This is a genomic window from Saccharopolyspora tripterygii (genome assembly GCF_054778355.1).
On sequence record NZ_BAAGZP010000024.1, the window covers coordinates 83,344 to 105,861 of the forward strand.

Here is a 22,518-nt window from a genome sequence, read left to right on the forward strand (position 1 = left end):
CGGATGCGGCAGGCTGGACAACCATGATCACGAGCTTGCGGTCATGGCGCGTGTCTGCGCTGCCTCACCTATTATTCCCGACGATCCCGGTCGCGGCGGCGCGGTGGCTGGCTCTGCTGCCGGTGCTGGGGACCTTGGCGGCCTGCTGGGGAGCAGGATTCCTTCGCTACGGCAAGACCGCCACCGCAGTGTTCGTGGCCACCGTGCTGGTGATGCTGGGGATATGCCTGCTTGCCGGGATTCGCGCCGTAGTCCGGGTGATCGCCCACCGAAGCGCCGCCGCGGACGCCGGCAGAGGCGGCAGTGTCGTCGACGATGTCGGCCCCATGTTTGTCATCCTGGCATTCCCGTGCGCGGGGTTGTTGGCGCTCATCGGTATGGCAGTCATGGGAGTCATGACCGCCGGCGGCCTAGATTCGCCCACCGCGCCCGCGCTGAACTTCCCCGCCCAGATGGGCATCTGGCTCTGGATCGCCCACGAGATCTACTACAGCATCTGGGAATACCGCCGCACCTTGGCCGAGCGGCGCACCATCAGCGACACGGTGTAGACAATCCCTGAACGCGGATTTCGCGCTCACTCCCCCCGCGTCCCGTAACTCGGACTACGCCTCCAACGCTGGAAGATCGTGCCCAGGGATGGCCAACTCCTCGACTACCGCCACCACATCGAACCCGCCCCGGCCTCGAGACCACAGTTTTGCCGCCGAATCGACCAGGAAACGGCATCATCGAGCTCTTGCGCGTGTGCCTACGAACTACCCGACGGCGGCTTCCAACGTGAGCCCAACCAGGCACAAGAGCACATAGCCGACCACCGGGTCGGTTCGTGACCACTCGCGCCTGTGAATCTGCGTGTCATAGGTTCACTGCAGACCCGCTAAGCCCCCAGGTCGGTGGACTCGAGTCATAGAGTCACCGCCTGGTGCGCTTACGAGCGCATTCGCACGGTCGAAACCGTGCGTGCAGCTACGGTTAGCCGTCGATGGGCCAGCGGAGCAGGAATTTTCCCAGTGCGTCGTCGATGAGGCGTCCGCGGTCGGTCGGTTCGCCGTCGTCATCGATGTGTTCGCTGAAGGCGTCGGAGAGGATGTCTTCCACGGCTTCGCGTTCGTCTTGGCTGGGCTCGCTGCTGGCCCGTAGCGAGTTCAGTAGGTCGCTGTCGTGTTCGTTGAGGACTGCGGTGAACACGTCCTGGAGCTCGGGTGGCAAGGTGTCGATGACGTTGCTCATGGATGCCTCCATCCGTTCGAGTTGCGGGCCCACGTCGTGATCACCTGGCCATCGGAGCTGAGGATCACGGTGGCGTCTTCGCCGGTGTACTTGTACTTTCCACCGGCTTGTTCCTTCACCGGTTTCACCGGATTCTCCACCGCGTCCTTCATGGCCTGATCCGAGACCCCGTGACCGTCGCGCCCCATCGCCCGTTCTTCACCGTGCTTGGTCATCCCGGTGATCTCTTCAGGCGGCTTCGCCGGCGCCTCTTCCGCAGGCGCGGCCTCGGCACCGTCGGTGTCCACGGGTTGAACTTCGTCATCGCCAGCGGCTTCCGAGGCCAAGCCCGCCATCGCCACGCCCATCATACCGACGCCGGTCGCGATCCCCGCCGTAGAGACCGCGTTGAGCGGGACCCCGGCAACCGCGCCCGCACCGGTCGCATCCAGCACTACACCCGCTGTCTCGCCCGCTGCGCTGACCGCGGTCAGCGCAGCACCACCGGCCAATCCCAGAACCATCTCGGGATGATGGATCGCGGCATTACCCAGAGATGCCAGGCCATTGACGACCGTGCCCGCCGCGTTGCCGATCGCCTCTCCGGCTTGTTCCACGAAGTTCGGCTGCTCAGGAGCCTTGTCCCGAGCCTGTCCGACCGCGTCGGCAGCAACGTCACCCGCATTCCTGAGCTCGCTGCGCGCGTGCTGCAGAAGCGCCGTGGCGGCCTGGCGCTTCTCCTCACCCGGATCATGGAACGGCTGCTGCGGGGCGCCCTCCGGGGCTTGTTCGTGCTCGGCCCTCGCGCTCTTGGTCGCAGCTTCGCCCTCGTCCCACAGGCGGATCGCCTCAGCCGCTTGGCCTTGTGACCAGGTGAGCGCATCGGCGTAGCGCTCCAGTGCCCGGGCAGCGTCGTGGAAGCAATCGCCGGCTTCCAACCACCTGCTGGGTTCACCGTCGAAAGCGGAACGGAACTGCTCGGCCGCCTCGCCGCTCCACCCTTCGGTGCTGTCGATGCGCTTGAGACCTTCCCCTGCCTCATGCAGGACATCACCGTAGGAGACCATCGATGACGCCGTGCCGAGGATTCCATCGAGATCGCCGAGGATCAGTTCTTTCGGATCACGGCTGCTGCCGAGCTCGGCCGCCATCAGTCAGCCGCCGGGTCATCACCAGCGGAGCGCTCGATCAGCCCCTCCAACTGCGCTCGGGCTGCTTCGTCGGTCTGCCGATACACCTGTACGCAGTGCGCCAGTCGACCCGCGACTTCGCTGCCGTCCTTCACCAGGTGAGCCACACCCAGGTCCCAGCGATCACAAAAGTCGGTCACCGTCCCGGCAAGGCGGTCGTGACCGAACTCCACACTCGTGTCCATGTCGGTAACTCTGTCCTTGCGCACAGCCTGAACAGTGTCGCTGACCCTCTGGGAAGCCTCCTCCAAGGCATGCAGATCGACACGAAAGCCCTCCGACACGCGGCCCCCTCTACGCAACTACGTCTGAACGCACGCGCGACCTTAAACGAGTCAGCAGACCGCGTGTTCCAGACCATCTAAGTTCGCTCATTTGTCGGATCCAACGCCTCAATGAGCTGGACGGCGACGGCCGCCCACCAGAGCGGACCCAACTGCGCCAGGACATCGTCGACCACGCCCGAACAATCGCACGTGCGGCTGATCAGCAGGTAGCGCAAACCGCGGACGACTCGAAGGAATGGGAAGGCGCCCGCGGTCGGTCAGGCGCGTCTGTTCGGGTGGATCTCCGGTGGAGTCCCGGCCGAGTCGCTACTCGGCTGATGAGCCCCTAGGTTCCAGCACGCCCGTCGAAGAACTCCTCGCGGTCGAGTTCGGCGGGAGGCTTCTCGACGGCTCGACTTACGTGTGATTTGGCGCACAGTGCTAAGGTGCGAGCCCGCACGGGCGTGAACACTTCTCGCACCTTCACCGGCCAGTGCGCTGGTAGAACCCCGTGCCGGGGCGGGTTTAGCGTGCCGGGCTATGACCGAACGCGTGATCGCCGCAACGGACGGCTCGGCCCAGCCCAATCCAGGACCCACCGGGTGGGCGTGGGTACTGGGAGACGCTCAAGGCAACCCTCTCCGGGGTGAGTCCGGGTTTCTGGGGCATGCCACGAACAACGTCGGCGAACTCACCGCGGTCGCCGAACTGCTGGCCTCAACAGACCCGGCCGTGCCACTGGACATCCGCATCGATTCCCAATACGCGATGAACGTCGTGACCGGGAAGAACCGGGCGTCCAAGAACCTCGAACTGATCGCACACATCAAACAGACGCTCTCCGACCGGGACGTGACGTTCACATGGGTCGCCGCACACCAGGCCGACGGCGACCTCCTCAACGCCCATGCCGATCACGCAGCCCAAGACGCCGTCCGCAACCGCCAAGGACGGCACTGGACGGCAACCGACCTTCAGGCGCTCGACATCCGCCACGAGCCAGTTCCGCCCGATCACTCCCGCGCACCCATGACCAAGCCTGGCGGATGCAAGGCGACGACCAAGGCCGGGAAACCCTGCCCCATTGACCCGCGCCCCTCAGGGCTGTGCCATGTGCACGACCCAGCGGTGCAATGCCAAGCAATCACCAGCAAGGGACGCCGGTGTTCGGTGGCCACCGGAGGCGGCCGGTGCGACAAACACCGATACCGGCTCCTCTAGTCGAGACGCGAGGACGAAATCCCGTTGTGACCATGAGTCGTCGATTGTCGATCGGGCGGCGGGATCTGGGAATCAAAGCACCTGCGAATCGCGTGGAGAACGGAACGTAGCACGTAGGGATCCTTCGCTCGTTCCACCGGATCTTCTGGCACGGCAAAATCAGGGAGGGGTAGCAGCATCGTGGGCATGTCTGGTGGCAGGTCCCAACCGAGATCTCCGGACCAAGCGGTGACGTAGCCTTCTTGTCTTGGGTCGGCGGAGTTCCTTCCCTGGGATTCGCACATCATCGCTGCGTGGGCGTGGGCCCGGTAGAAGACGCCGAGTGGAGCTCATCGACGATCACATCGATGTTGCTTGTGTTGAGATGAAGCAAGGAAGCTGCCGCTCTGGCCGGCACCAGGACCGCGATGCCGCGCATTGAAGGCTTGATCCGCACAGTCGTGGGGTTTCCGCGGCTGTCTTCAACAGTGATTTCTCTCCAGTGCATGACTGACTCTCTAGGTAATCCGAGTTTGGGGCTCCGGCGGTGGGCAGGAGTCTTGACAGGCGGCCGACCGGGGACGAGTTGCAGGCGCCAAGCGCTACACAGGGGCTGGTGTTGTGTTGGCTTGCCGGTCCCCGGTCGGCACCTTTTCCGAGCGCCCCGTCCGACAAGCGGAACGGGTGCACGGAAATCAAGGGCTCTCGCGAGCGATCGGTCGATCGACTGCTCGAGGCGGCGTGTCGTCGACGAAATGCACCTGCCACAGAACCTGGTGCTCTCGGTCTCTCCCATCGTGGACGGGGCTGGAGCGTGTTCCGCGGGTGTGCGCGGCCGCAGCGTGCCAGCACTCGGCAACCTTCTCGGGTGAGGTGCTATCGAGGAGAGCGAGAAAGAAGCGGTCGGTTCGGGGTTCGTGTCTGACCGGCATCAACGCCAGATCCCGAACGGGGCCCGTCGAGTGATGTTCTGGATGGGCGGATACCTGGCGCGTCTCAGAAGCAGACGGGGCAGGGACCTTCGTTTTCCTCACCCAACGCATGCGGAGAGCGTCGGTGATCGTGGAGACAAGCGAGGGCACGACAGGACTCCTTTCCGTCAGTTTGCGAAGTGGGCCGGGGTTGGGCACGCCCGGCCTGTTTGACAACGCGCGCCATGAACGTGTTCGTTCATGGGTGCCGCGTTCTCCTATGACCTGGTGTGATGACGTCTCTCAGTTCACCAGCAGACCCGGTCACAAACGACCACGAGCAAGTCCCACCGATAACCCATTTCGAGGACATCGAGGGGACATTCCTGAGCTTTGGGGGTGGCACGGCTTACGGTGGCCTTCGTGTCCTCCCCGGAGCCCCGCATACCGAACACCGTGCTCGTGCGTCTGCGTGAGAACGCTGGTTTGTCCCAGCAGGACCTCGCCGACGAACTGACCACGCTCGCCGCCACCCGCTACAACAAGTACCCACAGATCACAAAGAAGACGGTCGGTCGATGGGAACGTGGCGAGGTTGTCTGGCCGCAGCCGTTCTACCGGCGGCTGCTCGCTGATCTGTTCCAGTGCGCAGGTGACGAGCTCGGGTTCCGTCGGCCGCGCCGTACCCACTCCGGCGAGGACAATGTGGAGTCCGTGGAGCCTTGGACGTGGGAATCCACGTCTGCATCCTCGGAACCGCTGGTAGAGGACAGCCAGACCGATTGGCGGCAGGTACGTGCTGCGCTGGGACGACACAGGCGTGGGCTCGCGGTGCTCGCTGAATCCCTACATCGCGCTCATCGCATCCCCGGTCTAGAGCGCACTGGTGCGATCAGTGTGCCCAGCTGGTTGCCCGCCGAGCCCATACCGCTCAACGAGGTCAAGCTGACGCTGGATCCTGCCGCAGCCGAACCCGAGATCACCGGTGACGAGCCCGAAAGTGCCGCCGTCCGACCACTCGCCACTATCGATACCCGATACCATCGGTATCACGCTGCCGTCCGAGACCTCGCTGCTCCGCGGCTGTTTGAGAATCGACTCTGCTTCCGAATGATGGAAGTCGACTGGCGCGTTCCTAACTTGCGGTTCGGCCAGATGGGCTTTTTCGACGCGGTCGACACCAACGAAGCCTTGGCACACGAATTCGCGCTGCACCATCTGGCCATCGACGGGGATCACGAAACGATCGTGGGCCGTGCCTCGCTGCGGCGGCTTGCGTTCCGCAAACGTCTCGCCGACCCGTTTGACCTGTCCCGGCGTCCGCTGATGGGCGCTATCGGCACACTCACCATCAAAGGCGGCACCAGCCCCAGCATCGTCCTCCACCAGCGCGACACCAGCAAGGTCGCCGGAGGTGGCGGTATGGCCCACCTGCTGCCCGCCGGCATCTTCCAACCCTCATCGGTCATCCCGGCTGCCGTCACCGCGGACTTCTCAATCTGGCGAAACATCCAACGCGAGTACGCTGAAGAGCTGCTCGGCCACGGTGAATACGACGGATCCGGAAAACCCATCCAATACGACCAACTGGAACCCTTCGCCACCATGGACCAGGCACTCCACGAAGGCCGTATCCAGGTGTACTGCCTCGGCATCACCCTCGACGCACTCACCTTCGCCGGCGACATCCTCACCACCGCGGTGATCGAGCCCGACACCTACGACGAACTGTTCGCCCATACCGTGGACACCAACGCCGAAGGATCCGTACCACGACAGATGTTCCCCTTCGAAGAAAACACCCTCACCTGGCTCACGAACTCCCAACAACTCTCACCAGGCGCAGCCGCCGCCCTCCACCTCGCATGGACCCACCGCCAACACCTCCTCACCTGACCCGGCTACCCCGATAGCCGCTCATCAGAGACCTCACTCGCGGCCAACATAATGCGGGTTGACCTCGAAGTAGGTCCTCGCCACCGCATCGAGGACCTCATCGGGATCCGACACCGTTTCCTCGAAGCACCCCTCGGCGGCCCGTTCAGTCAGGTCACACGGCTGGCTCTTGGCGATCCGCAATGCACTGCTCAACATGGTCGGGCAAACGCGGCTCAAGCGGACACGATCACAGTTACTTCCGGGCGAAGCCTTGACGGGGACACCAGTGACGCAGAGTATTCACCTCGCGCATGCCTGCTGACCTGCGATGACGAGGCATGTGTGGATGGTGGGGCGTCGGGGTTCTGCCGAGTCGGGGCGGGCGGCAGTCGGGGTCGCCCGCCCCGGCACTACCGCGCAACGACTTGGTCTGAGCTGAACGAGGAGCTGAGCCCAGGCAGTGATGAACGACTTCCCGTGACGCGACCCCAAGACGAGGGAGCCGGACGAGTGCCTGCCGTCGTCAAGGCCGCACCGGGAGCAGGAAGCAGCCGAGCTCCAGCCGCACTGATACCAGCACCCCTGGCACATGCCCCGCGTCGCTGACCGTCAAACGGAGCCAGCCCGTGCGTTCGGGAGCCGCAACCGCCATACTAGAACGCGTGTTCGACTTCATCCACCCGGAGCCATCGTGGAAGCGGGGCGATGATCGCCGGTTCACACCGGCGCGTCCGGTGTGGGTGAACTTGGCTCGCCTCTACCCACGCCCGACCGAAGTACGCCCGTTCCCCGAGGGGTGGGATCTGCAGGCCGTGGTGCCCGGTGAGCAGACCGCGTGGTTGAAGACCACCACGGGCGATTGGGTTGCCGAAGTCCGCTACAGCGTCCGCCGCGGCGATGGCGGCGGAGGCGTACCGCATACCGCGTGGGTGCCCGCAGACGCGGTGCAGCTACGCCAGGACGCCCCGGCCCGCAAAGGGCACAAACACTGAACTCACCTGAATCGACCCGCACATCGGATCCACGCAGGCGGTTTCGCCGATCAGGCGGGTCCGTCGAGAAGTGCGCGGGCGTGGGCCCGCAAGGCATCGGCGAAGTCGAGGCGCTGGTCCATCTCGACCCGGTGCAGCAGCCGGGCCGCGGCGTAGAGCTGCGAGACCCGTCCAGTCGGCGAGTCCAGGACATCGCCGAACTCTGAGCGGAGGGCGCGGTAGGTGTCGGGGTTAAGCAGGCTGCAACACAGCAGGCTGGCCGCGTCGGTGCCGGCCGGGCCGCGCCCCCAGCCTTCCCAGTCCAGCAGCCCGAACTCGGGCTGCATGAGGTTGTTCCAGTGCAGATCGCTGTGCACGGTCTCCCACCGCTCAACGTGGGTATCGACCTGGGAGCCGAAGGCACCACGGATACGACGAGTGACCCGTTCCTGATCGGCGTGGGTGCGGCGGGTAGGGGTGGCCGCCAACGTGGCGAGCGTGGCTCGTAGGGCGGCCCACCACGCCGGATCAAGCCGCAGCGGTGGCACGGGTGCGTCGTCGGTCGAGCACGGCCGCCCGGGTAGTCGAGTCGCGAGCTCGGCGCGCTGGCGACGTCCCTCTGCCCATTCGGTCGTCGCCAGGACTCGGGGGCGGGGAATGCTCGCCGGAAGCGTGTTCGCCTCGGCGTTGCCGGTCCAGAACTCCCCCGAAGCCCATTCCGGGAACTCCGAGACCACGCGCAACCACCGAGCCGCGCCGTGGGCGTCACGGGCCGGGGCGCCGATCGAGCGCAACCGCCACCCGAAGACAGGTTCACCCTCCACCTCGACAGCGAAGTGCGCGGCCGCACGCGCGAGGTTGCCGCGCATCCACTCGGCGAATCGATGGTCGGCCTCGGCGACCACGGCGTCCTGGAGCGCCATCAGTCGACGATATGGCGCAGGTAGTGATTCGGGTTGGCCAGGTAACGGCGCCAGTGGTCGACGAGTTCGAGTTCGTCCCACTTGAGCCGCCGGAACCCGTGCTCGCCCACCTCGATGACGTCAGCACCCGGTACGGCCGCCAGGATCGGCGAGTGCGTCGCGCACACCACCTGCGCACCGGACTGGCCGAGCTCGTGCATCAGCGCCACCAACCTCAGGCATGAGGTGAACGACAGCGCGGCCTCGGGCTCGTCCATGACGTAGAACCCGGGCTTGGTGAACATCTCCTGGAACACCGTCAGGAAGCCCTCGCCGTGCGACATCTCGGCGGTGTTGTCCTCCCAGTAACCCGGCACTCCACCGAGGTTCTCGGTCATCTGAAACGCCGTCTCCGCGCGCAGGAAGAACCCCTGCTTCCGAGACCTGGGGCCGCCGAGCATCCGCGACCCGGCCGCCGTGGTTTCCAGCGTCAGCACCTCACCGAGCGGCGTCTTCACGGCATCGGGCCGACCGCGTTTCGCCGCCAGCCGGCCACCGTAGGAGTCGAGCTTGAACCCCTCGGCAATGGCCTCGACCAGCGTGGATTTGCCGGACCCGTTGTCGCCCACGAAGAAGGTCACCGGAGCCTGAAAAGTCAAGCCCTCCTCGGCGAGCTCGGCCACGCACGGCACGGTGAACGGCCACCGGTCGCGCTCAGCGCGGCCGGGGCGGTTCGCCTCACGAATGTAGGCGCGACGGACGTACACCGGTCTCCTAGGCATCGTAGTTCGGTTGACACCCGCCGTTGGGTCCACACGGTCCGGCACCGGTCGGCCAGCACGATGGGTTGCAGGCGGGGCCGCAGTTCGGCCCGCACTGAGGATCGCACGCAGACAGCGGCCGGGTGGCGAAGTGGGTGCGCAGTGTCGCGCCCGTCTCGGCCATACGTGGGCCGGCCAGGATGTCGGCGAGCGCACGCTCGCGCACGTTGCCCACCGGCAACCAGCGGGAGAACACGCACGGCCATACATCCCCGGCCGGCGAGATCGCGATCTTGTCGTCGCCGCAGTGCCCACACAGCTGATCGAGGCCGGCCTGGCCAATGCGGACTCCACGGCCAACCTCGCGGAGCCGATCGGTGCCGATCTCGGTGACCCCGAGCTCATGTAGCTCGGCGACCGCATGGTCGCTGCCCTGGCCGTCCCATAGGTTGACCACGCCAGCCCGCACGGGAATCGACCGCCGAACTGCCTCGGCGATGTTGGCCTTCGTGCGCGCGTAGGTCGGCCGCTTCGTGATCTGCGCGTGCTCGGCAGCCTCAGTCGAGTAGTACGACGTCGCCAGCCGCACGCCCGGTTGCGCGAGGACGTCCCATAACCCCGGCGTTACGTGCACGAGGTTCGAGAACACCTCAACCTCGACTCCGCGCGTACGTGCGTGGTCGATCAGGGCTGGCAACGACAGGTGCAGCGTCGGTTCACCACCGATGAACTGCACCATCCGCGCCCCGACCTCGGCCGCTTCGTCGATCACCCTGCGCCAGTCGGTATCGACCATCGCGCCGTGGTCTCCCTCAGGGCCGGATTCGGCATAGCAGTGCCGACATTCGAGCTGGCACCTGCCCGTGATTTCCAACCACACGAACGAAACAGATGCATCCACAGGAACCTCCGAATTCGGTGGATCGACTGGCCCGGCCGGGGACTGTCGGGCGCTGCCCCGGCCGGGTGGAGACCGGTGTTGGTGCCGACCGGGGATTACGGCACCAACACCGGCGACTGTTCGCGAGCGAAGTGCTCCGAGACGCAATTCGGGCAGGCGCGCGCCGAGATCACCGAGTTCGAAATCCCGGCATTCAGGCCGCACAGAGACAGGCCAGGTTGATCCGGCTCACGCTCGTGCACATTGCCCTTGTCATCGATCCACACGTCGGCGACACTCGACATCGTCGGATCCCCTTGACGCTGTGCGGGACCGGTGCAGCCCGTGCCGCTGCTCACCGGCCCCGCCTGGAAGCCGCGCGCCAGCAGATAACCCTCCCGTGTCGCGTCGTGGCGTGTGCTCATGGGCGGGCCGCCGTCTCCTCGAGCACCGCCGACCGCCAGGCGATACCGAGCAACTTGCGCACAGCCTGGTCACAGCCCGGACAGGTTTCCCACAACCACGCCAACTCGCCGCGGGCTGAGGTCACCGTCTCGCCACACAACGTCGTGATCTCGACTCCGTCCGGGTAAATCGAGCAGCCTGGTGGGTACGGGTCGACGCTCGCGTGCCGCCGACCAGCTGCAGGCGCCCAGTGAAAAGGGTGCGGCTGAAAAGCCATGGCCGTGTCCTCCATGACCAGGAAGATTTCTGTCGCAGCCACTTTCACCGTGTGCAGCGGGATGGAAAACGACGAAACCGCATTCGATATACATGCCGCGAATATCTGCACGTGACCGGGAGTCGTGGACCATATACTGATCGTCACCTTGGACTGATGGGGTGACGATGGGCGCAAAGCACACCAGGGCATGCCGCACCTGTGGCAGTCGCCTGGGACGCGACCAGACCGACGTGCTGTGCAGCCCGTGTCGGCGGAAAGCTGCGCCCAATACCCCTAGCCCCGAACCGAAGAAACCGGGGTTTTGGCAGCGTCCTGAGGTGGCCGAAGCGCTCCGCTCCCAACATTTCGGACGCATCTTCTACGCGTATCGCTACGAGCACCGACCGGTGATCACTCAAGCAGCACTGGCACGGTGGCTCCACATGACGCAAGCCCAGGTCAGCAGATTGGAACGCGCGACGAAGGCTCCTACCGACCTCGACAAACTCGCATCGTGGGCCTCCACGCTCCACATCCCCGAATCTGAGCTGTGGTTCAGGCTCCCGGCGCGCACGGAAGCGCCACACAGGCGCGCCCACAAAACCGCTTTCGGGTGGTTCCGCGGCACTACGCTGCCCACTCTCATGCAGGAGACCGAGCGCGCGCCCGTCACCATTGAGTCGATCAAAGATACGACAGCGACATTCCGTGGCCTCGACAACCGGTTTGGCGGCGGACATGCTCGCGGCCTGGTGGGCACCTACCTCGCCGACGAAGTCGCCCCCGCGATGCACATCTATCGTCAAGGCAAGGGCCACATCGAGTTCGTCGTCGCCGTCGCCGAACTCAATCAGCTGGCAGGCTGGATGGCATACGACGTCGGCGACAACCTGGCGGGACGCCGGCACCTGCAGCAAGCTCTGCAACTCTGCCAGAGAGCGAGTGACGACGCGCTGTCAGCGGAAATGCTCGCGGGCATGAGCCACCAAGCCGCACACGCCCGAAACGGTGCGGTCTCGGTCGGCCTCGCACAAGCCGCCCGAGATACGGCCGCTGGCACTGGGCTGGCTGCCCTCGAATCCGAAACCGCCGTCATGGAAGCTCACGGACTGGCACTGCTACGCGACAAGCGAGGCAGTATCGCAGCCCTCAAGGACGCAGAAGACGCCTTCAGCCGAGCCGACCGACAAGAGCATCCGCACTGGCTCAGCTACTACGACGCCGCATACCTCGCCGCGAAGATGGCCCACTGCATGCGTGAGCTCGGAGAACTTCGCGCCGCCGAGCGTTTCGCCCGCCGCTCGTTGGAGATGAGCGCCGGCTATGAACGCGGCAAGCTCTTCAACACAGCGCTGCTCGCCTCCATCCTGGCCGACCTACGGGAGATAGATGAGGCATGCGCGGTTGGTCGTGACGCGCTGCAGCTCGGGCGCAAGCTGCAGTCAGCACGCACCGTCGTGTACCTACAAGATTTCGCCACCCGGCTCCGTCGGCACCAGGCCGCACCTGCAGTCGTCGAACTCGCCGACGAGCTCGCCGCGATCGGAATCAGCTTCGACGCTGAGCCAACAGCTTGAACAAGGCAACCTGTGCTGCAGCGCCGGGAATCTCGCCCTGCTCGATACGCTGGTGAATCTCGGCGAGCGGCACCCACTGAACACGTGCCGTCTCGTTGATGTCAGCAGGCTTACCGGTGTCCTCAGCTCCCTCTGCCAGGAAGAGCAAGTTCTCGAAGTCAGCCGTACCGGTCAGCGGCTGAAACCGACCGAACGCCCGAATCGACCGAGGGCGCCAGCCGGTTTCTTCCTCGACCTCGCGGGCCGCCGTCAACGCGGGGTCCTCATCCGGGTCGACGTAGCCCCCTGGCAATTCCCACACCCACTGGTCGAGGACGAACCGGTGCCGATAGATCATCAGTACGTGATCCGAGTCGATGACCAGAGTCATCGCTGCCTTGGGCATGCGCAGGACATACTGCTCGAACGTGACGCCGTCCGGGAGCTCGACAGACGCGATACTGAGCTTGAGCCGTCGAGTGTCATCGACAATTCGTTCGCCATGGATGGTCCAAGTCGCCAGCGCGGGCGCGTTCGTCTCGTTCGCCACGGAGCAAAACGCTACCGGAACGCCGCGTACGGCCTCCACAACGACATTGGTCACAGCAAACTGCTCCCGGTACCAAGCTCGGGACTGAGATCAGACGTAGCCTTACCATCTCGGACGGGGTCGCAAGCTGCAGTTGATCTACTGCGAAGTCCTCAGGAGCATGGTCAATGCAGCGGCTCCAGAGATCTGCACGGTCAGGCTAGCGCAGAGGTCGTCACAGATCGTGAAGGTCGAACCAGGCCACCCACCATCGCCTCCAGGGACAGCCGCGGTGACCAGGGCCTCGGGCTCGGGGCGCGACCAGGTTCTACCTGCTGTAGAGGCAAGGCGCCGACATCGTCCTGCTCATGGCCCCGGCACCATCACCAAGGAGAGCGCACCAGTGGATGCGCGCCATCGTCTCGGCGTCCCGATCCTGCTCGACAGCCTTACCAAACGACCAGCTAATGGGGCATCAACATGGAGCGTGCGGGGGCAACCGTTTCGGCCATCACCACCAACATCGATGTCGCTATGGAAAGCGCGACCGTTTCCGCGATACAGCCCACACGCGTCGAGATTCGCTATCCAGGGTTGCCGCCGATGCCGGAGAGGTGACCAGGCAAATCTGTCCGGTCAGTCGGTCCACAGGTCCTCGGCGCACCACGCGGCTTCGACGTCCGCCCTGCTGACCGGTGGTAGACCGAACTCGGCGCGCCAGGTGTTCACCTGCGCAGGATCGACGAGCGGGAACAGCCGATACCCGCGACCGTCACCTGTATCGACCCACTGCGTCCCGAACCTCTGCGGCCTGCGCTGACGGGTTTCGACCCGGTCCGCCAGGTAAGCCCAGTCTCGGGCCTGCGCTTCACCCCGATCGACCGCCGCACGCAGCAGGCCCACCCACTGCTGTTGATGTTCGGCGTCGGCGTGCTGCGCCAGCAACCACGCCGCGTGCGCCGCCTCGGTGCCGACCAGCGCATGACCCGGCCACCCGTGCTCATCGATCACCAGGTCCAACCAGGCGGTGTTGTCGTGATCGAGGCGACGAACCTCGCCCCACCCGCTCGATCCCGGCTGGTGCTGGGCGCGCGCCTGCTGATCCCGCTCGGCCCGACGTAGAAGCTCCTCGCGGAGTCCGGTGTCCACGCGCGGAAGCCTAGGCGGGACGCTGCAGCCGTAAGAGATGAGCAGGGAAGTCGCCTTGGATGTGGGGTATAGGGCAAACGGCGCCCTGGTTTTGTCAGTGGCTCCCGATACGGTGACGCGCCCCACTGATCCCGCTCCGGGTGCATCGCGGCTGTGCTTCTGCGCCTGTAGTCCGGTTGTGCCAAGTCCCCCGGGAGCGGGTGGCGCGTTTCGGTGTTTCTGCCTGCTAGCAGTGTGCTGGACGCCGGGCCTCTCCACGCAACACGGGCACCCCGGAGGGGACCCCGCCCGTGTTGCGTTCCGGACCCACCGCCCAGCCGTAGAGCCGCAGGCAGAACACCCAAGCGCCACCGCCCCGCCGTGCTCGGCTGGGCGGTGGCTGTGGGTTTTGCCCTTTTCTGGTTCCTACGGAAAAGGACTAATAGCTATGGATTTGCCGAACATCACTGTGTTTCGGTACGGCCACGACGAATCCCGCGTCTTCCTCAATAACGCTCATCTCATCGGCGTTCTGGAACATCCCAGTGGCGAGGAGCAGGTGCGGGTGAACTTCTACGGCCCGTCGGGTCAACGCTTCGCCCTCCCACAGGCTCGGGGGATCACCGATGCGGTGACGTCGATCATCATCGCAGCCCTGCAATACGACTACCGCTCCCACGAGATCGCCGTCGGCTACTTCACCCCGCGTGGCTACGGGATCTGGTGCCCGACCTGCCACATCGCCGGCACCGTGCTGTCGCGCTACTACGACGACCGTGTCGAGGCCGAGGAGCGCGCGGTGGGCGACCACGAGGATCTGTCGGGTCATCCGGCCGTGCTGGTGCCCAATCCGGGTCGGTTCGAGCCGGATTCTGCTCCGCCGAATGCGAGGCCGTCCACCGACCACGACCGGCCCTGAACACCCCCGCGAGCACCGACTCGCGTACCCCCTCACATCTGAAGACCACCTGCCACACAGCGGCGGGACCGGGCCTGGGCCCGGCCCCGCCGCTGTGTGTCGACTCCGATGAATAGAGAGCTCTCATGACAACGACTGAGAAGACGCTGCCGTATCTCGACGACCTCGATCCGAAGGATCTGGTGCTTCGGAACAATCCGCGCACGATCGCGGACCTGGAATCCGAGGAGCCGGAGATGCTGGCCAGCATCGGCACCCACGGCGTCCGGTTTCCCGTCCTCGCCACACCGACTACCGACGGTCCTGCGGTCATCGATGGTTTCACCCGCGTCCTCGGCGCCCTGCACCACAAGCAGAATCAGGTGCCGGTGTTGCTGGTCGACGAAGCCGAGGCGAAGGAGTGGCAGCGGCTTGTCGATCAGTGGATCGCCAACGAGCATCGCCGCGGTCTCGGTGAGGCCGACAAAGCCGCGATGATCGAGCAAATGGCCCTCTACGACTTCAGCCCGGACGACATTGCCGAGCAGCTCACGACCGATGTCACGGTCGTCAAGGCCGCGCTGAAGGTCCGTGGCAGCGCGAAGACGACGTCGCTGGCCCGGGCGCATGAGCAGTTGGACATGCTGCAGCTCGCGGCGATCAGCGAGTTCGAGGACGACGAGGACGCCTACGCCGAGATCGTCGACACCCTGCACAACCAGCCCGCCCAGCTCGGTCACATGATGGCCCGGTGCCGCCAGGAGCGTGAGGCACGGCAGGTCCGCGAGGCCGAGATCGAGCGCCTGACCAGTGCCGGTGTCACCGTCGTGGACGCAGCCGAGTTGCCGGATTCCTCGCGGCCGTTGTCGGCGTTGAAGGACGCCCAGGGCGAGGTCCTGGCCGACAAGGTCGAGAAGCACCAGTCCTGCCCGGGGCATGCGGCGAGCGTGCGGTCGATCTACACCGGCGAAGCACGCGTGTCCTGGCACTGCCTGGACTGGACCAAGCACGGCCACTACCCACGCTCCGAGGCCTCCTCTCCCGGTGGGGAGCAGGGTTTGTCCGAGGAACAGAAGGCCGAACGGGCGCGGGCCCGGGAGTACAACCCGCAGTGGCGTGCCGCGCTGGAAGTGCGGCGGGAGTGGCTGAGCGAGTTCCTGCAGCGCAAGACCCCGCCGAAGCAGGCCCGCCAGTTCCTCGCCTCCGTACTCGCAGCTGGCGACGAGCGGGTGACCAAGGCGATCAGCCGCGGCAACGGCTACGCCCGCACCGTGCTCGGGGACAAGCGGGTCGACCGGCTCAAGGCCGGTGGGCGCAGGATGAACGAGGACCAGGTCACCACGCTCGAACTCGGCCTCGTGCTCTGTGCCTACGAGGAGGGCTACGACGCCGCGCACACCGTGAGCACCTGGCGCTCCCCCACTCCGGCCGACCAGCGCTACCTCACCGCGCTCGCAGGCTGGGGCTACCCGCTGTCCCCGGTCGAACAGCTCGTTCTCAACCCGGACAGCGACACCGACACCTCGGACAGTCAAGCCGCCTGAACCTCCCGTGGCCGCGCATCTCGCGGCGGGTTCGGGTCCCCACGCACCGTTGGGGACCCGGGACCGCCCTTTGTCTTTGAGGGGAGGTTTTTCGGTGTCCGCTGAGGAGGAATCGGATCTGACGCGGGTGAGCAATGAGCATCTTGAGGTGCTGACGTTCGACGCGATCATCGAGCGCGATACCGGGCGGCTCGATGCGTTGCAGGCCGAATGGTTCCGCCGCGCCAACCGCAGCCGCCAACTCGGCGAACTTTCCCGCGACCACAGCCGCAAACCCCACGAATAGACCCGGCTCTACCTAACCGAACAGTTCAGAGAAGGAGTGTGTCCCATGTGGTTGTTCTGGATCATCTTTCAGATTCTCATTCTTGTTCTCGTCGGTGGTCTCGTCAGGGCAGGGCTGCGGCAGGCCGACGACCTCGTGACCGCCCTCATCGACCGCATCCGCAACACCACCACACCCACGGTGGTCGACCCCGCACGTGCTGAGTCCGCTGAGGACTCGGACGAATCCAAGTAACAGTCCTCGTGACGAACGCCGGTCCTGCACTGCGGGACCGGCGTTGTGTCATTCCCGGAGGAGGAATCCACTATGAACACCCGCACACACAAGAACGCTTGGTCGTCGCGGGATCCGGTGACGGTCCGGGTCTTGCATAACACGACCTACGACGCCCTGTTCTTCGGCTACACGCTGCGCGACACCGTCACCTGCGTCTACACCTACACCGATCCGGAGGTGCACCCCGCCACGACTGGAGTCGAGATCGCCGAGCGAGCCTTCGAGCTGTTCACCGTCGGCCGCTCCCCCGCCCACGCAAGCTCGGATCCACGGGCCGTGGCCTACCGCGAACAGGGGCACCGGTCGTTGTCGGTGGGGGATGTGGTGTGCGTGGACGGGCACTTCTTCGCCTGCGAACCGTTCGGCTGGAACGAGATCGACCCACCCCGCGAAACCCCACCCGAACAGACGGACGCCACCCGCGCACCGTGAGGACAGGCCGTGCTGGAAGGCCATTCCGGAGGTGCGACGGATTCCCTCCCGCCGGGCTTACCGTGGAGTCCAGGAAGGACCGTGCACCATGCCACCCACACCCGCCCGAGGCTCACCGGAACCGCGACTGATGCGCGTCGCCCTGGACGCCGCGGGCGCGGGACTCGCGGTGTTCCCGCTGCGGCCTCGCAGCAAGAAGCCGGCCATCGTCGAGTGGGAGGCCTCGGCGACCACCGACCCCGACCAGATCCGGCAATGGTGGCTGCAGGCACCTCGGAACGTGGGGATCGCCTGCGGCCCGTCCGGGCTGCTCGTCGTGGACCTCGACACCCCACACCACTCCTACGAGAGCGACGCCGCCGAACCTCACGGTGGCCGCGAGGTCCTCGCTGCTCTCGCGGCCGCGGCGGGTGAGGAGTTTCCCGACCACACCCGTACGGTGTCCACGCCCAGTGGCGGGCAGCACCTCTACTTCACCGCCCCAGTTGACCGGGAGTTGCGGTGCACGGTGGGGCGCTTGGGCCGCTGGATTGATACTCGAGGTGCCGGGGGCTATGTCGTGGCAGCCGGATCCGTGATCCCTGAGGGCCGGTATCGCGTGCACCGCGATCTGCCGGTTGCCCCGCTGCCGCAGTGGCTCACCGACGCGCTCACACCCCATCCGGTTTCCGAGTCCTCGGACCTGGGGCTTCCTCTCGAGCGTGCCGCCGCTTACGTCGCGGCCGTGGTCCGGGGTGAGGCCGAGGCCGTGGCCCAAGCGGTCACTGGACAACGCCATCACACGCTGCTGCGGGCCGCGGGCGCGCTGGGGCGTCTGGTCGGTGGCCAGGAGCTCGACTACGCCGCCGCCGAAAACGCCCTCCGCCAGGCCGTCGAAGCATACCTCGGCCGGGACGGCTTCACCCCCGCCGAGGCCGACACCACCATCCGCGCCGGTCTCGCGTGGGGTATCCAGCGCCCCCGCCGCATCAGCGACACCCGCCGCGCCCAGGACTAACCAGGGGGCGCTTGCGAGCCGTGTGACGGGCCCGAAGGGGTCGTCGATGGGCTGCGCAGCCCATCAGGCCCCCGGCCGGGGCGGCAAGGGCGCCTGCGGCGTCGCTGCGCGATGCGCTGCGCGCACCCCCGCCACCCCGGTCGGCGTCCTGATCCCCCTCACCCGTATCGACCGCCCCCTTTCGTCCCTGGCCACCCCGCTCGTGGCCGGGGCGACAGGGGGTCTTTTCATCCTGTCTCCGATTCGTCAGGGAGTACCTCCATGTCCAATCCGATCGCGGTGGCGCTCAACACCGTCGACGACGTGCTGCCCGCGCTGCCGCACATGCTCGGCTTCTACCCGACCGATTCGCTGGTGATCGTGACCATGCACCAGCACCAAGGCGGCCAGACGCAGCTCGGTGCGACCATCCGGCTCGACCTGCCTACACCCGAGGAGTACGCGGAGTTCGTGGGCTTTCTGGACGCCGGGACCGGACCGCTCCAGACTCTGCGGCCCGATGCACTCATGCTGTTCGTCATCACCGACGCCGAATTCGAGCAGGCAGAGGGATTGCCGCATGACCGGCTCGTCGAGCAGCTCAACGCCGCGCTGCCCGCAGCCGGATTCCCGGTGCTCACCACCCTGTGGACCCCGTACATCCGCCACGGCGCACAGTGGGTCTCCTACCTCGATCCCACCCTGCACGGCACGGTCACAGACCCGCAGGCCTCCGCGCTGGGTGCCGAGCTGACCGCACAAGGCAACGTGCTGTTTTCCAGCCGCGAGGACATGAGCGCACTGATCGCCCCCGAACGCGACGGGGCCACCGCCGCCGAGTGGGCCCTCAAGCTCGACGGGTTCGGACTCGACGACACCCACACCGACACAGATGCCGTGGCCGACCGGGTTCAGGCGATCGGAGAGGCCGTCGCAGATATCGCAGGTGGCGAGTATCCGGATGAGGACTCGCTGGTGCGGATGCTGCACTGGATCTCCGACAAACGTGTCCGCGACGCGCTGCTGCCCACCGCCCTGGGCGAGCACGCCGGCGCGGCGGAATCCCTGTGGGTCACCCTCGTCCGCAAGGCACCGGCCCCCGAGGTCGCCGAGGTCGCCACGCTGCTGGCGGTGGCGACCTACGTGCGCGGCGACGGAGCCCTTACCCACATCGCGCTCGACCGCGCGCTGGAAGCAGACCCCGCACACACCCTCGCCGCCCTGCTCCACCACGCGCTCGGCAACGGTATCCCGCCATCGGAGTTCACCCAATTCCTCCGGGACTACACCGACACCGCCGACAACACGGACCAGTAGTAGAGCCCCGCGCGGGCGTCGATCGCCAGACAGGGCCCGGTTTCACGCGCCACACCGAGCGAAACCGGGCCCTTCTCATGACCACCCCCGGGCTCAACGCGGGTTCCGCGGCCGCCAGATATCCGATTCCGCCAGCAGAACACTGTTTTCACATAATGGGAGAGTCCTATGTTGACAGAACTCGTCGACGACGTGCGACGGGAACTCACTCCGGTGTTCGACATGATGGAGTGGGGCGAAGACGAAATCAGTACTGCGCGACGGCGCCATCCCGCCCACGCTGACACGCTGCACCACAGCTTCACGCTCCTGCGCCCCACCAACGAGCGGATGCGCACCGAGTTCGTCTACCGCGGGCACACGCGTGAACTCCTCGACCGTGTCGCCCAGGGCGAGGACACCCGGCAAGCCACCGGCGCCGAAGTCGTCCTGGCGCTCTGCCAGGTCAGCCAGACCGCGCCGCTGAACGCCACCGCGACCGGGTTGGTGGGCCGCCTGTGGCAGACGGCTTTTCCTGACCAACCTGTGGATCTCGGTGACGAGCAGGAGCACCGGGAGAAGTTGTACGGCAGCAGCATCGATGACGCTGAAGCCGACATCCGCGCCAGACTCGCCGTCCCCGGCCGTGTCCTCGGGACCATCGAGTGCGGGGGCTGGCATCACGGTGAACCCGTGGCATGCCACTACGCGCCACTGCACCTCCGCCCGGGCGAGCACACCGCCTAACCCTGGGGCCGGGTGCGCACCCGGCCCATGCTCACACATCCACCCCGCGCGAGCCCGCCCCTTCCCGGCACCGCGTGGGTGTTCTGGGAGAACGACGTGACCACCCCGAGTGCGGTGCCCTCGTACTACGACCCTGGCGAGATCCTGGCCGAGGTCTTCGACGACGGCATGCTCGCCGACGACGTCGCCGGATTCCTGACCTGCATCGAGGTCAACGTCCTCGCTGGATTCCTCGACGCAGTAGGCCGCCACGACGGAGCCGAGGACTGGCTGCAATGCCACCGGGCCGGCTGTCCCACACCCCACCTCCACTAGCAAGGAGAGTTTGCCTTGTACTCGCCGTTACGATCCTCGACCGACCGGCGGCACGCCCTGCGATCGGGCCGGCATCGTCGGCGCCGTGGCGTAGCATCGCTGGCCATGCGGTTCCAGCCCCTCATCGTCTACGCCCGGCTCTGCGGTGCCGCCGGGCTGGGCGTGCTGCTGGGCGCCGCCGCCACCGGTCTGCTCAACGTCCTCACCGGCAGCGTGTTCACCCACCTCCCCTACTGGCTGGCCGGTGTCCCGGTGCTGGCCGTCCTCGGCGCCCCCACCGGGCTGCTGACGGGGTGGCTGACCCGCCGGTGGCTCGCACCCGAGGCTCCACGTCGCCGGTTGGTGGTCACCGTGGGCGGTGCCGTGGCGGTACCGCTGGCCACTGCCGTGCACCCCGGTTCGATCGCCCTGGGCTTCCCGCTCATGCTGGGTGCCGCGGCGGTCACTATCGCCCTGTGGGTGCGCGGGTTCCGCCGCGAAACCGCCCAAGCCCGCGCCCTGATGTACGGCTACCACCGCCACACCCGCTAACCCACCACCCCACCCCGGGTTCGTACTGATCGGGTTCGGGGTGTTTGTCGTTGTGTGGGTGGCGGTGGGGGTTCTGCCTTTCTGCAGCCTGCTGGATCGTGGGCCGCTCCACGCAACACGGCACCCCAGAGGGGACCCCGCCGTGCTTGCGTTCCGGACCCACGATCCAGCACATGCGGCCGCAGGCAGAACGACCCCACACCGGCCACCCCACCGTGGCACTGCTGCTGAACAAGCGGTGTCGGTCGTCTGCTCTTTTTCTCTTGCCTGTCAGGAAAAAGGAGCCGCGATGTTGCCCAATGTCGTTGTCCAACCTCTTGATCCCACTCGCTGCGCCGTGTTCTACGGTCCCCATCTGATTGGGGTGCTCAGCGAGCACCCCGACCAAGACCGGGTGCGTGTGGTTTTCTGCGGACCTACCGGCCGACGGTTCCCGCTGCCCGACCACCTCACCCGATCCGCCGGGACCGCGTCGCTGATCGTCGCCGCGCTGAACTATCACTACCAGCCGCACGAGATCACCCTCCGCGAGTACGACGGCGCGATCCACCTGTGGTGCCCCACGTGCCACGGCGCGGGAATCCCCTCCGGCCCCAGCTATCCCAACGCCCACGCCGGCAGGGCGAACGCGCAGGCCAACCACACCAGCCTCACCGGCCAGCCGGCGGTCTTCGTCGACGCGCCCGCAGCACTGCCGCCCGATCTCGCCCCCGACAACGCCGTGGCCACCGACGAAACGAACACCCCATGAACACCGACCTCAGAGCCGAGTTGAGACGGGATCCGATCGTGCGGGACTTCGCCGACCGCATCCAGCAGTGCGGCATGCCCCGGTCGTTTTTCCTCGCCGACGACGGCAGTCGCGATCTGTGCCCGGTGTTCATCGACTCGATCCGGCGCGGCTACCGACAACGAGGCGGCACGGTCCAGGCCCATCCGGCGGTGGTCGCCGACGTCGTCTTCAGCCTCGCCTTCACCCCGGTACCCAAGCCCAGTCTCCTCGACCGGCTCAGCACCCTCCTGCGACGCGCCCGGTAACTCCAGCTCGCTTCGAGGCCCGGATTCCCTGCGCGACACGGGGGAATCCGGGCCTCGACGTGTGCGCAGCCTCCAGCCGGGGCCACCCCGAGATCACGTCGTGCGCCCGACACCATCGCGTGCCCCGCGCG

General features: G+C 66.3%; 28 protein-coding genes. 17 read left to right on the top strand and 11 right to left on the bottom strand.

Annotated elements, in window-relative coordinates:
- The first annotated feature begins 23 nt into the window (after positions 1-23).
- Positions 24-551 carry a hypothetical protein gene (locus ACYVF3_RS19120; RefSeq protein ID WP_461155588.1) on the top strand — a complete coding sequence of 176 codons (528 nt, stop codon included), beginning with the start codon at positions 24-26 and terminating at the stop codon, positions 549-551.
- Positions 552-975: 424 nt separating this feature from the next.
- On the opposite strand, the gene ACYVF3_RS19125 is transcribed toward ACYVF3_RS19120, so the two are convergent.
- Genes ACYVF3_RS19125 through ACYVF3_RS19135 form a run of 3 tightly spaced genes read right to left on the bottom strand, consistent with a single transcriptional unit; the run spans position 976 to position 2,686 of the window.
- Entirely contained in the window at positions 976-1,233 is a 258-nt protein-coding gene (locus ACYVF3_RS19125) for a hypothetical protein (RefSeq protein ID WP_461155589.1), read from the bottom strand.
- Entirely contained in the window at positions 1,230-2,363 is a 1,134-nt protein-coding gene (locus ACYVF3_RS19130; protein WP_461155590.1) for a putative T7SS-secreted protein, read from the bottom strand. Before ACYVF3_RS19130 ends, ACYVF3_RS19125 begins: the two co-directional genes overlap by 4 nt.
- Positions 2,363-2,686, bottom strand: coding sequence for a hypothetical protein (locus ACYVF3_RS19135; protein WP_461155591.1), 324 nt, complete (start codon positions 2,684-2,686; stop codon positions 2,363-2,365). Before ACYVF3_RS19135 ends, ACYVF3_RS19130 begins: the two co-directional genes overlap by 1 nt.
- A 522-nt stretch (positions 2,687-3,208) precedes the next feature.
- Between ACYVF3_RS19135 and ACYVF3_RS19140 the strand changes: the two genes are divergently transcribed.
- Positions 3,209-3,889: an RNase H family protein gene (locus ACYVF3_RS19140; RefSeq protein ID WP_461155592.1), complete on the top strand. Its 681-nt coding sequence runs from the start codon at positions 3,209-3,211 to the stop codon at positions 3,887-3,889.
- A gap of 1,313 nt (positions 3,890-5,202) precedes the next feature.
- Positions 5,203-6,675, top strand: a complete 1,473-nt coding sequence (locus ACYVF3_RS19145) for a helix-turn-helix transcriptional regulator (RefSeq protein WP_461155593.1) — start codon at positions 5,203-5,205, stop codon at positions 6,673-6,675.
- 33 nt (positions 6,676-6,708) lie between these two features.
- On the opposite strand, the gene ACYVF3_RS19150 is transcribed toward ACYVF3_RS19145, so the two are convergent.
- Positions 6,709-6,894, bottom strand: coding sequence for a hypothetical protein (locus ACYVF3_RS19150; RefSeq protein WP_461155594.1), 186 nt, complete (start codon positions 6,892-6,894; stop codon positions 6,709-6,711).
- A gap of 425 nt (positions 6,895-7,319) precedes the next feature.
- Between ACYVF3_RS19150 and ACYVF3_RS19155 the strand changes: the two genes are divergently transcribed.
- Positions 7,320-7,649 carry a hypothetical protein gene (locus ACYVF3_RS19155; RefSeq protein WP_461155595.1) on the top strand — a complete coding sequence of 110 codons (330 nt, stop codon included), beginning with the start codon at positions 7,320-7,322 and terminating at the stop codon, positions 7,647-7,649.
- A gap of 50 nt (positions 7,650-7,699) precedes the next feature.
- Here ACYVF3_RS19155 and ACYVF3_RS19160 read toward each other — a convergent pair whose 3' ends face one another.
- From ACYVF3_RS19160 to ACYVF3_RS19180, 5 genes are all read right to left on the bottom strand, one after another.
- Positions 7,700-8,551, bottom strand: coding sequence for an aminoglycoside phosphotransferase (locus tag ACYVF3_RS19160; protein WP_461155596.1), 852 nt, complete (start codon positions 8,549-8,551; stop codon positions 7,700-7,702).
- Positions 8,551-9,297 carry an AAA family ATPase gene (locus ACYVF3_RS19165; protein WP_461155597.1) on the bottom strand — a complete coding sequence of 249 codons (747 nt, stop codon included), beginning with the start codon at positions 9,295-9,297 and terminating at the stop codon, positions 8,551-8,553. The genes ACYVF3_RS19160 and ACYVF3_RS19165 overlap by 1 nt, the downstream gene beginning before the upstream one ends.
- 7 nt (positions 9,298-9,304) lie before the next feature.
- On the bottom strand, positions 9,305-10,192 hold the full coding sequence (locus tag ACYVF3_RS19170; protein ID WP_461155598.1) for a radical SAM protein: 888 nt from the start codon (positions 10,190-10,192) through the stop codon (positions 9,305-9,307).
- A 95-nt stretch (positions 10,193-10,287) separates the two neighbouring features.
- Entirely contained in the window at positions 10,288-10,596 is a 309-nt protein-coding gene (locus tag ACYVF3_RS19175) for a hypothetical protein (RefSeq protein ID WP_461155599.1), read from the bottom strand.
- Positions 10,593-10,964, bottom strand: coding sequence for a zinc finger protein (locus ACYVF3_RS19180; RefSeq protein WP_461155600.1), 372 nt, complete (start codon positions 10,962-10,964; stop codon positions 10,593-10,595). Before ACYVF3_RS19180 ends, ACYVF3_RS19175 begins: the two co-directional genes overlap by 4 nt.
- A gap of 209 nt (positions 10,965-11,173) precedes the next feature.
- On the opposite strand from ACYVF3_RS19180, the gene ACYVF3_RS19185 reads away from it, so the two are divergent.
- The gene (locus tag ACYVF3_RS19185) at positions 11,174-12,412 is read left to right on the top strand and encodes an XRE family transcriptional regulator (RefSeq protein WP_461155601.1); all 1,239 of its coding nucleotides are present in this window, start codon (positions 11,174-11,176) and stop codon (positions 12,410-12,412) included.
- Here ACYVF3_RS19185 and ACYVF3_RS19190 read toward each other — a convergent pair.
- Positions 12,384-12,941 (bottom strand): NUDIX hydrolase, encoded by a 558-nt coding sequence (locus tag ACYVF3_RS19190; RefSeq protein ID WP_461155602.1) that lies wholly within the window; start codon positions 12,939-12,941, stop codon positions 12,384-12,386. The genes ACYVF3_RS19185 and ACYVF3_RS19190 overlap by 29 nt on opposite strands.
- Positions 12,942-13,556: 615 nt before the next feature.
- Positions 13,557-14,069, bottom strand: coding sequence for a DUF6624 domain-containing protein (locus ACYVF3_RS19195; protein WP_461155603.1), 513 nt, complete (start codon positions 14,067-14,069; stop codon positions 13,557-13,559).
- 427 nt (positions 14,070-14,496) lie between these two features.
- Here ACYVF3_RS19195 and ACYVF3_RS19200 point away from each other — a divergent pair, with 427 nt between their 5' ends.
- The 12 genes from ACYVF3_RS19200 to ACYVF3_RS19255 all read left to right on the top strand — a co-directional run bounded on the left by ACYVF3_RS19200 (position 14,497) and on the right by ACYVF3_RS19255 (position 22,387).
- The gene (locus ACYVF3_RS19200) at positions 14,497-14,967 is read left to right on the top strand and encodes a hypothetical protein (RefSeq protein WP_461155604.1); all 471 of its coding nucleotides are present in this window, start codon (positions 14,497-14,499) and stop codon (positions 14,965-14,967) included.
- Between the two features lie 125 nt (positions 14,968-15,092).
- On the top strand, positions 15,093-16,490 hold the full coding sequence (locus ACYVF3_RS19205) for a ParB/RepB/Spo0J family partition protein (RefSeq protein WP_461155605.1): 1,398 nt from the start codon (positions 15,093-15,095) through the stop codon (positions 16,488-16,490).
- 94 nt (positions 16,491-16,584) lie between these two features.
- Positions 16,585-16,776 carry a hypothetical protein gene (locus tag ACYVF3_RS19210; protein WP_461155606.1) on the top strand — a complete coding sequence of 64 codons (192 nt, stop codon included), beginning with the start codon at positions 16,585-16,587 and terminating at the stop codon, positions 16,774-16,776.
- 45 nt (positions 16,777-16,821) lie between these two features.
- The gene (locus tag ACYVF3_RS19215) at positions 16,822-17,010 is read left to right on the top strand and encodes a hypothetical protein (RefSeq protein WP_461155607.1); all 189 of its coding nucleotides are present in this window, start codon (positions 16,822-16,824) and stop codon (positions 17,008-17,010) included.
- A gap of 132 nt (positions 17,011-17,142) precedes the next feature.
- Positions 17,143-17,484 (top strand): hypothetical protein, encoded by a 342-nt coding sequence (locus ACYVF3_RS19220; protein WP_461155608.1) that lies wholly within the window; start codon positions 17,143-17,145, stop codon positions 17,482-17,484.
- 88 nt (positions 17,485-17,572) lie between these two features.
- Positions 17,573-18,481, top strand: coding sequence for a bifunctional DNA primase/polymerase (locus ACYVF3_RS19225; RefSeq protein ID WP_461155609.1), 909 nt, complete (start codon positions 17,573-17,575; stop codon positions 18,479-18,481).
- A gap of 261 nt (positions 18,482-18,742) precedes the next feature.
- The gene (locus tag ACYVF3_RS19230; RefSeq protein ID WP_461155610.1) at positions 18,743-19,777 is read left to right on the top strand and encodes a DUF4192 domain-containing protein; all 1,035 of its coding nucleotides are present in this window, start codon (positions 18,743-18,745) and stop codon (positions 19,775-19,777) included.
- 168 nt (positions 19,778-19,945) lie between these two features.
- A complete protein-coding gene (locus ACYVF3_RS19235; protein WP_461155611.1) occupies positions 19,946-20,503 on the top strand; it encodes a hypothetical protein in 558 nt (185 codons plus the stop codon).
- 96 nt (positions 20,504-20,599) lie between these two features.
- Complete coding sequence (locus ACYVF3_RS19240; protein WP_461155612.1) at positions 20,600-20,818, top strand: hypothetical protein; 219 nt, start codon at positions 20,600-20,602, stop codon at positions 20,816-20,818.
- Between the two features lie 105 nt (positions 20,819-20,923).
- The gene (locus ACYVF3_RS19245; RefSeq protein ID WP_461155613.1) at positions 20,924-21,349 is read left to right on the top strand and encodes a hypothetical protein; all 426 of its coding nucleotides are present in this window, start codon (positions 20,924-20,926) and stop codon (positions 21,347-21,349) included.
- Between the two features lie 238 nt (positions 21,350-21,587).
- Entirely contained in the window at positions 21,588-22,100 is a 513-nt protein-coding gene (locus ACYVF3_RS19250) for a hypothetical protein (protein ID WP_461155614.1), read from the top strand.
- Positions 22,097-22,387, top strand: a complete 291-nt coding sequence (locus ACYVF3_RS19255) for a hypothetical protein (protein ID WP_461155615.1) — start codon at positions 22,097-22,099, stop codon at positions 22,385-22,387. The genes ACYVF3_RS19250 and ACYVF3_RS19255 overlap by 4 nt, the downstream gene beginning before the upstream one ends.
- The last annotated feature ends 131 nt before the right edge of the window (positions 22,388-22,518 follow it).

Excerpts from the sequence above, each read along its gene's own strand:
- ACYVF3_RS19245 (WP_461155613.1), top strand. The coding sequence starts at position 20,924 with ATGCGGTTCCAGCCCCTCATCGTCTACGCCCGGCTCTGCGGTGCCGCC.
- ACYVF3_RS19125 (WP_461155589.1), bottom strand. The coding sequence starts at position 1,233 with ATGAGCAACGTCATCGACACCTTGCCACCCGAGCTCCAGGACGTGTTC.
- ACYVF3_RS19140 (WP_461155592.1), top strand. The coding sequence starts at position 3,209 with ATGACCGAACGCGTGATCGCCGCAACGGACGGCTCGGCCCAGCCCAAT.
- ACYVF3_RS19215 (WP_461155607.1), top strand. The coding sequence starts at position 16,822 with ATGTGGTTGTTCTGGATCATCTTTCAGATTCTCATTCTTGTTCTCGTC.
- ACYVF3_RS19130 (WP_461155590.1), bottom strand. The coding sequence starts at position 2,363 with ATGGCGGCCGAGCTCGGCAGCAGCCGTGATCCGAAAGAACTGATCCTC.
- ACYVF3_RS19175 (WP_461155599.1), bottom strand. The coding sequence starts at position 10,596 with ATGAGCACACGCCACGACGCGACACGGGAGGGTTATCTGCTGGCGCGC.
- ACYVF3_RS19200 (WP_461155604.1), top strand. The coding sequence starts at position 14,497 with ATGGATTTGCCGAACATCACTGTGTTTCGGTACGGCCACGACGAATCC.
- ACYVF3_RS19230 (WP_461155610.1), top strand. The coding sequence starts at position 18,743 with ATGTCCAATCCGATCGCGGTGGCGCTCAACACCGTCGACGACGTGCTG.
- ACYVF3_RS19255 (WP_461155615.1), top strand. The coding sequence starts at position 22,097 with ATGAACACCGACCTCAGAGCCGAGTTGAGACGGGATCCGATCGTGCGG.
- ACYVF3_RS19235 (WP_461155611.1), top strand. The coding sequence starts at position 19,946 with ATGTTGACAGAACTCGTCGACGACGTGCGACGGGAACTCACTCCGGTG.
- ACYVF3_RS19225 (WP_461155609.1), top strand. The coding sequence starts at position 17,573 with ATGCCACCCACACCCGCCCGAGGCTCACCGGAACCGCGACTGATGCGC.
- ACYVF3_RS19160 (WP_461155596.1), bottom strand. The coding sequence starts at position 8,551 with ATGGCGCTCCAGGACGCCGTGGTCGCCGAGGCCGACCATCGATTCGCC.
- ACYVF3_RS19205 (WP_461155605.1), top strand. The coding sequence starts at position 15,093 with ATGACAACGACTGAGAAGACGCTGCCGTATCTCGACGACCTCGATCCG.
- ACYVF3_RS19120 (WP_461155588.1), top strand. The coding sequence starts at position 24 with ATGATCACGAGCTTGCGGTCATGGCGCGTGTCTGCGCTGCCTCACCTA.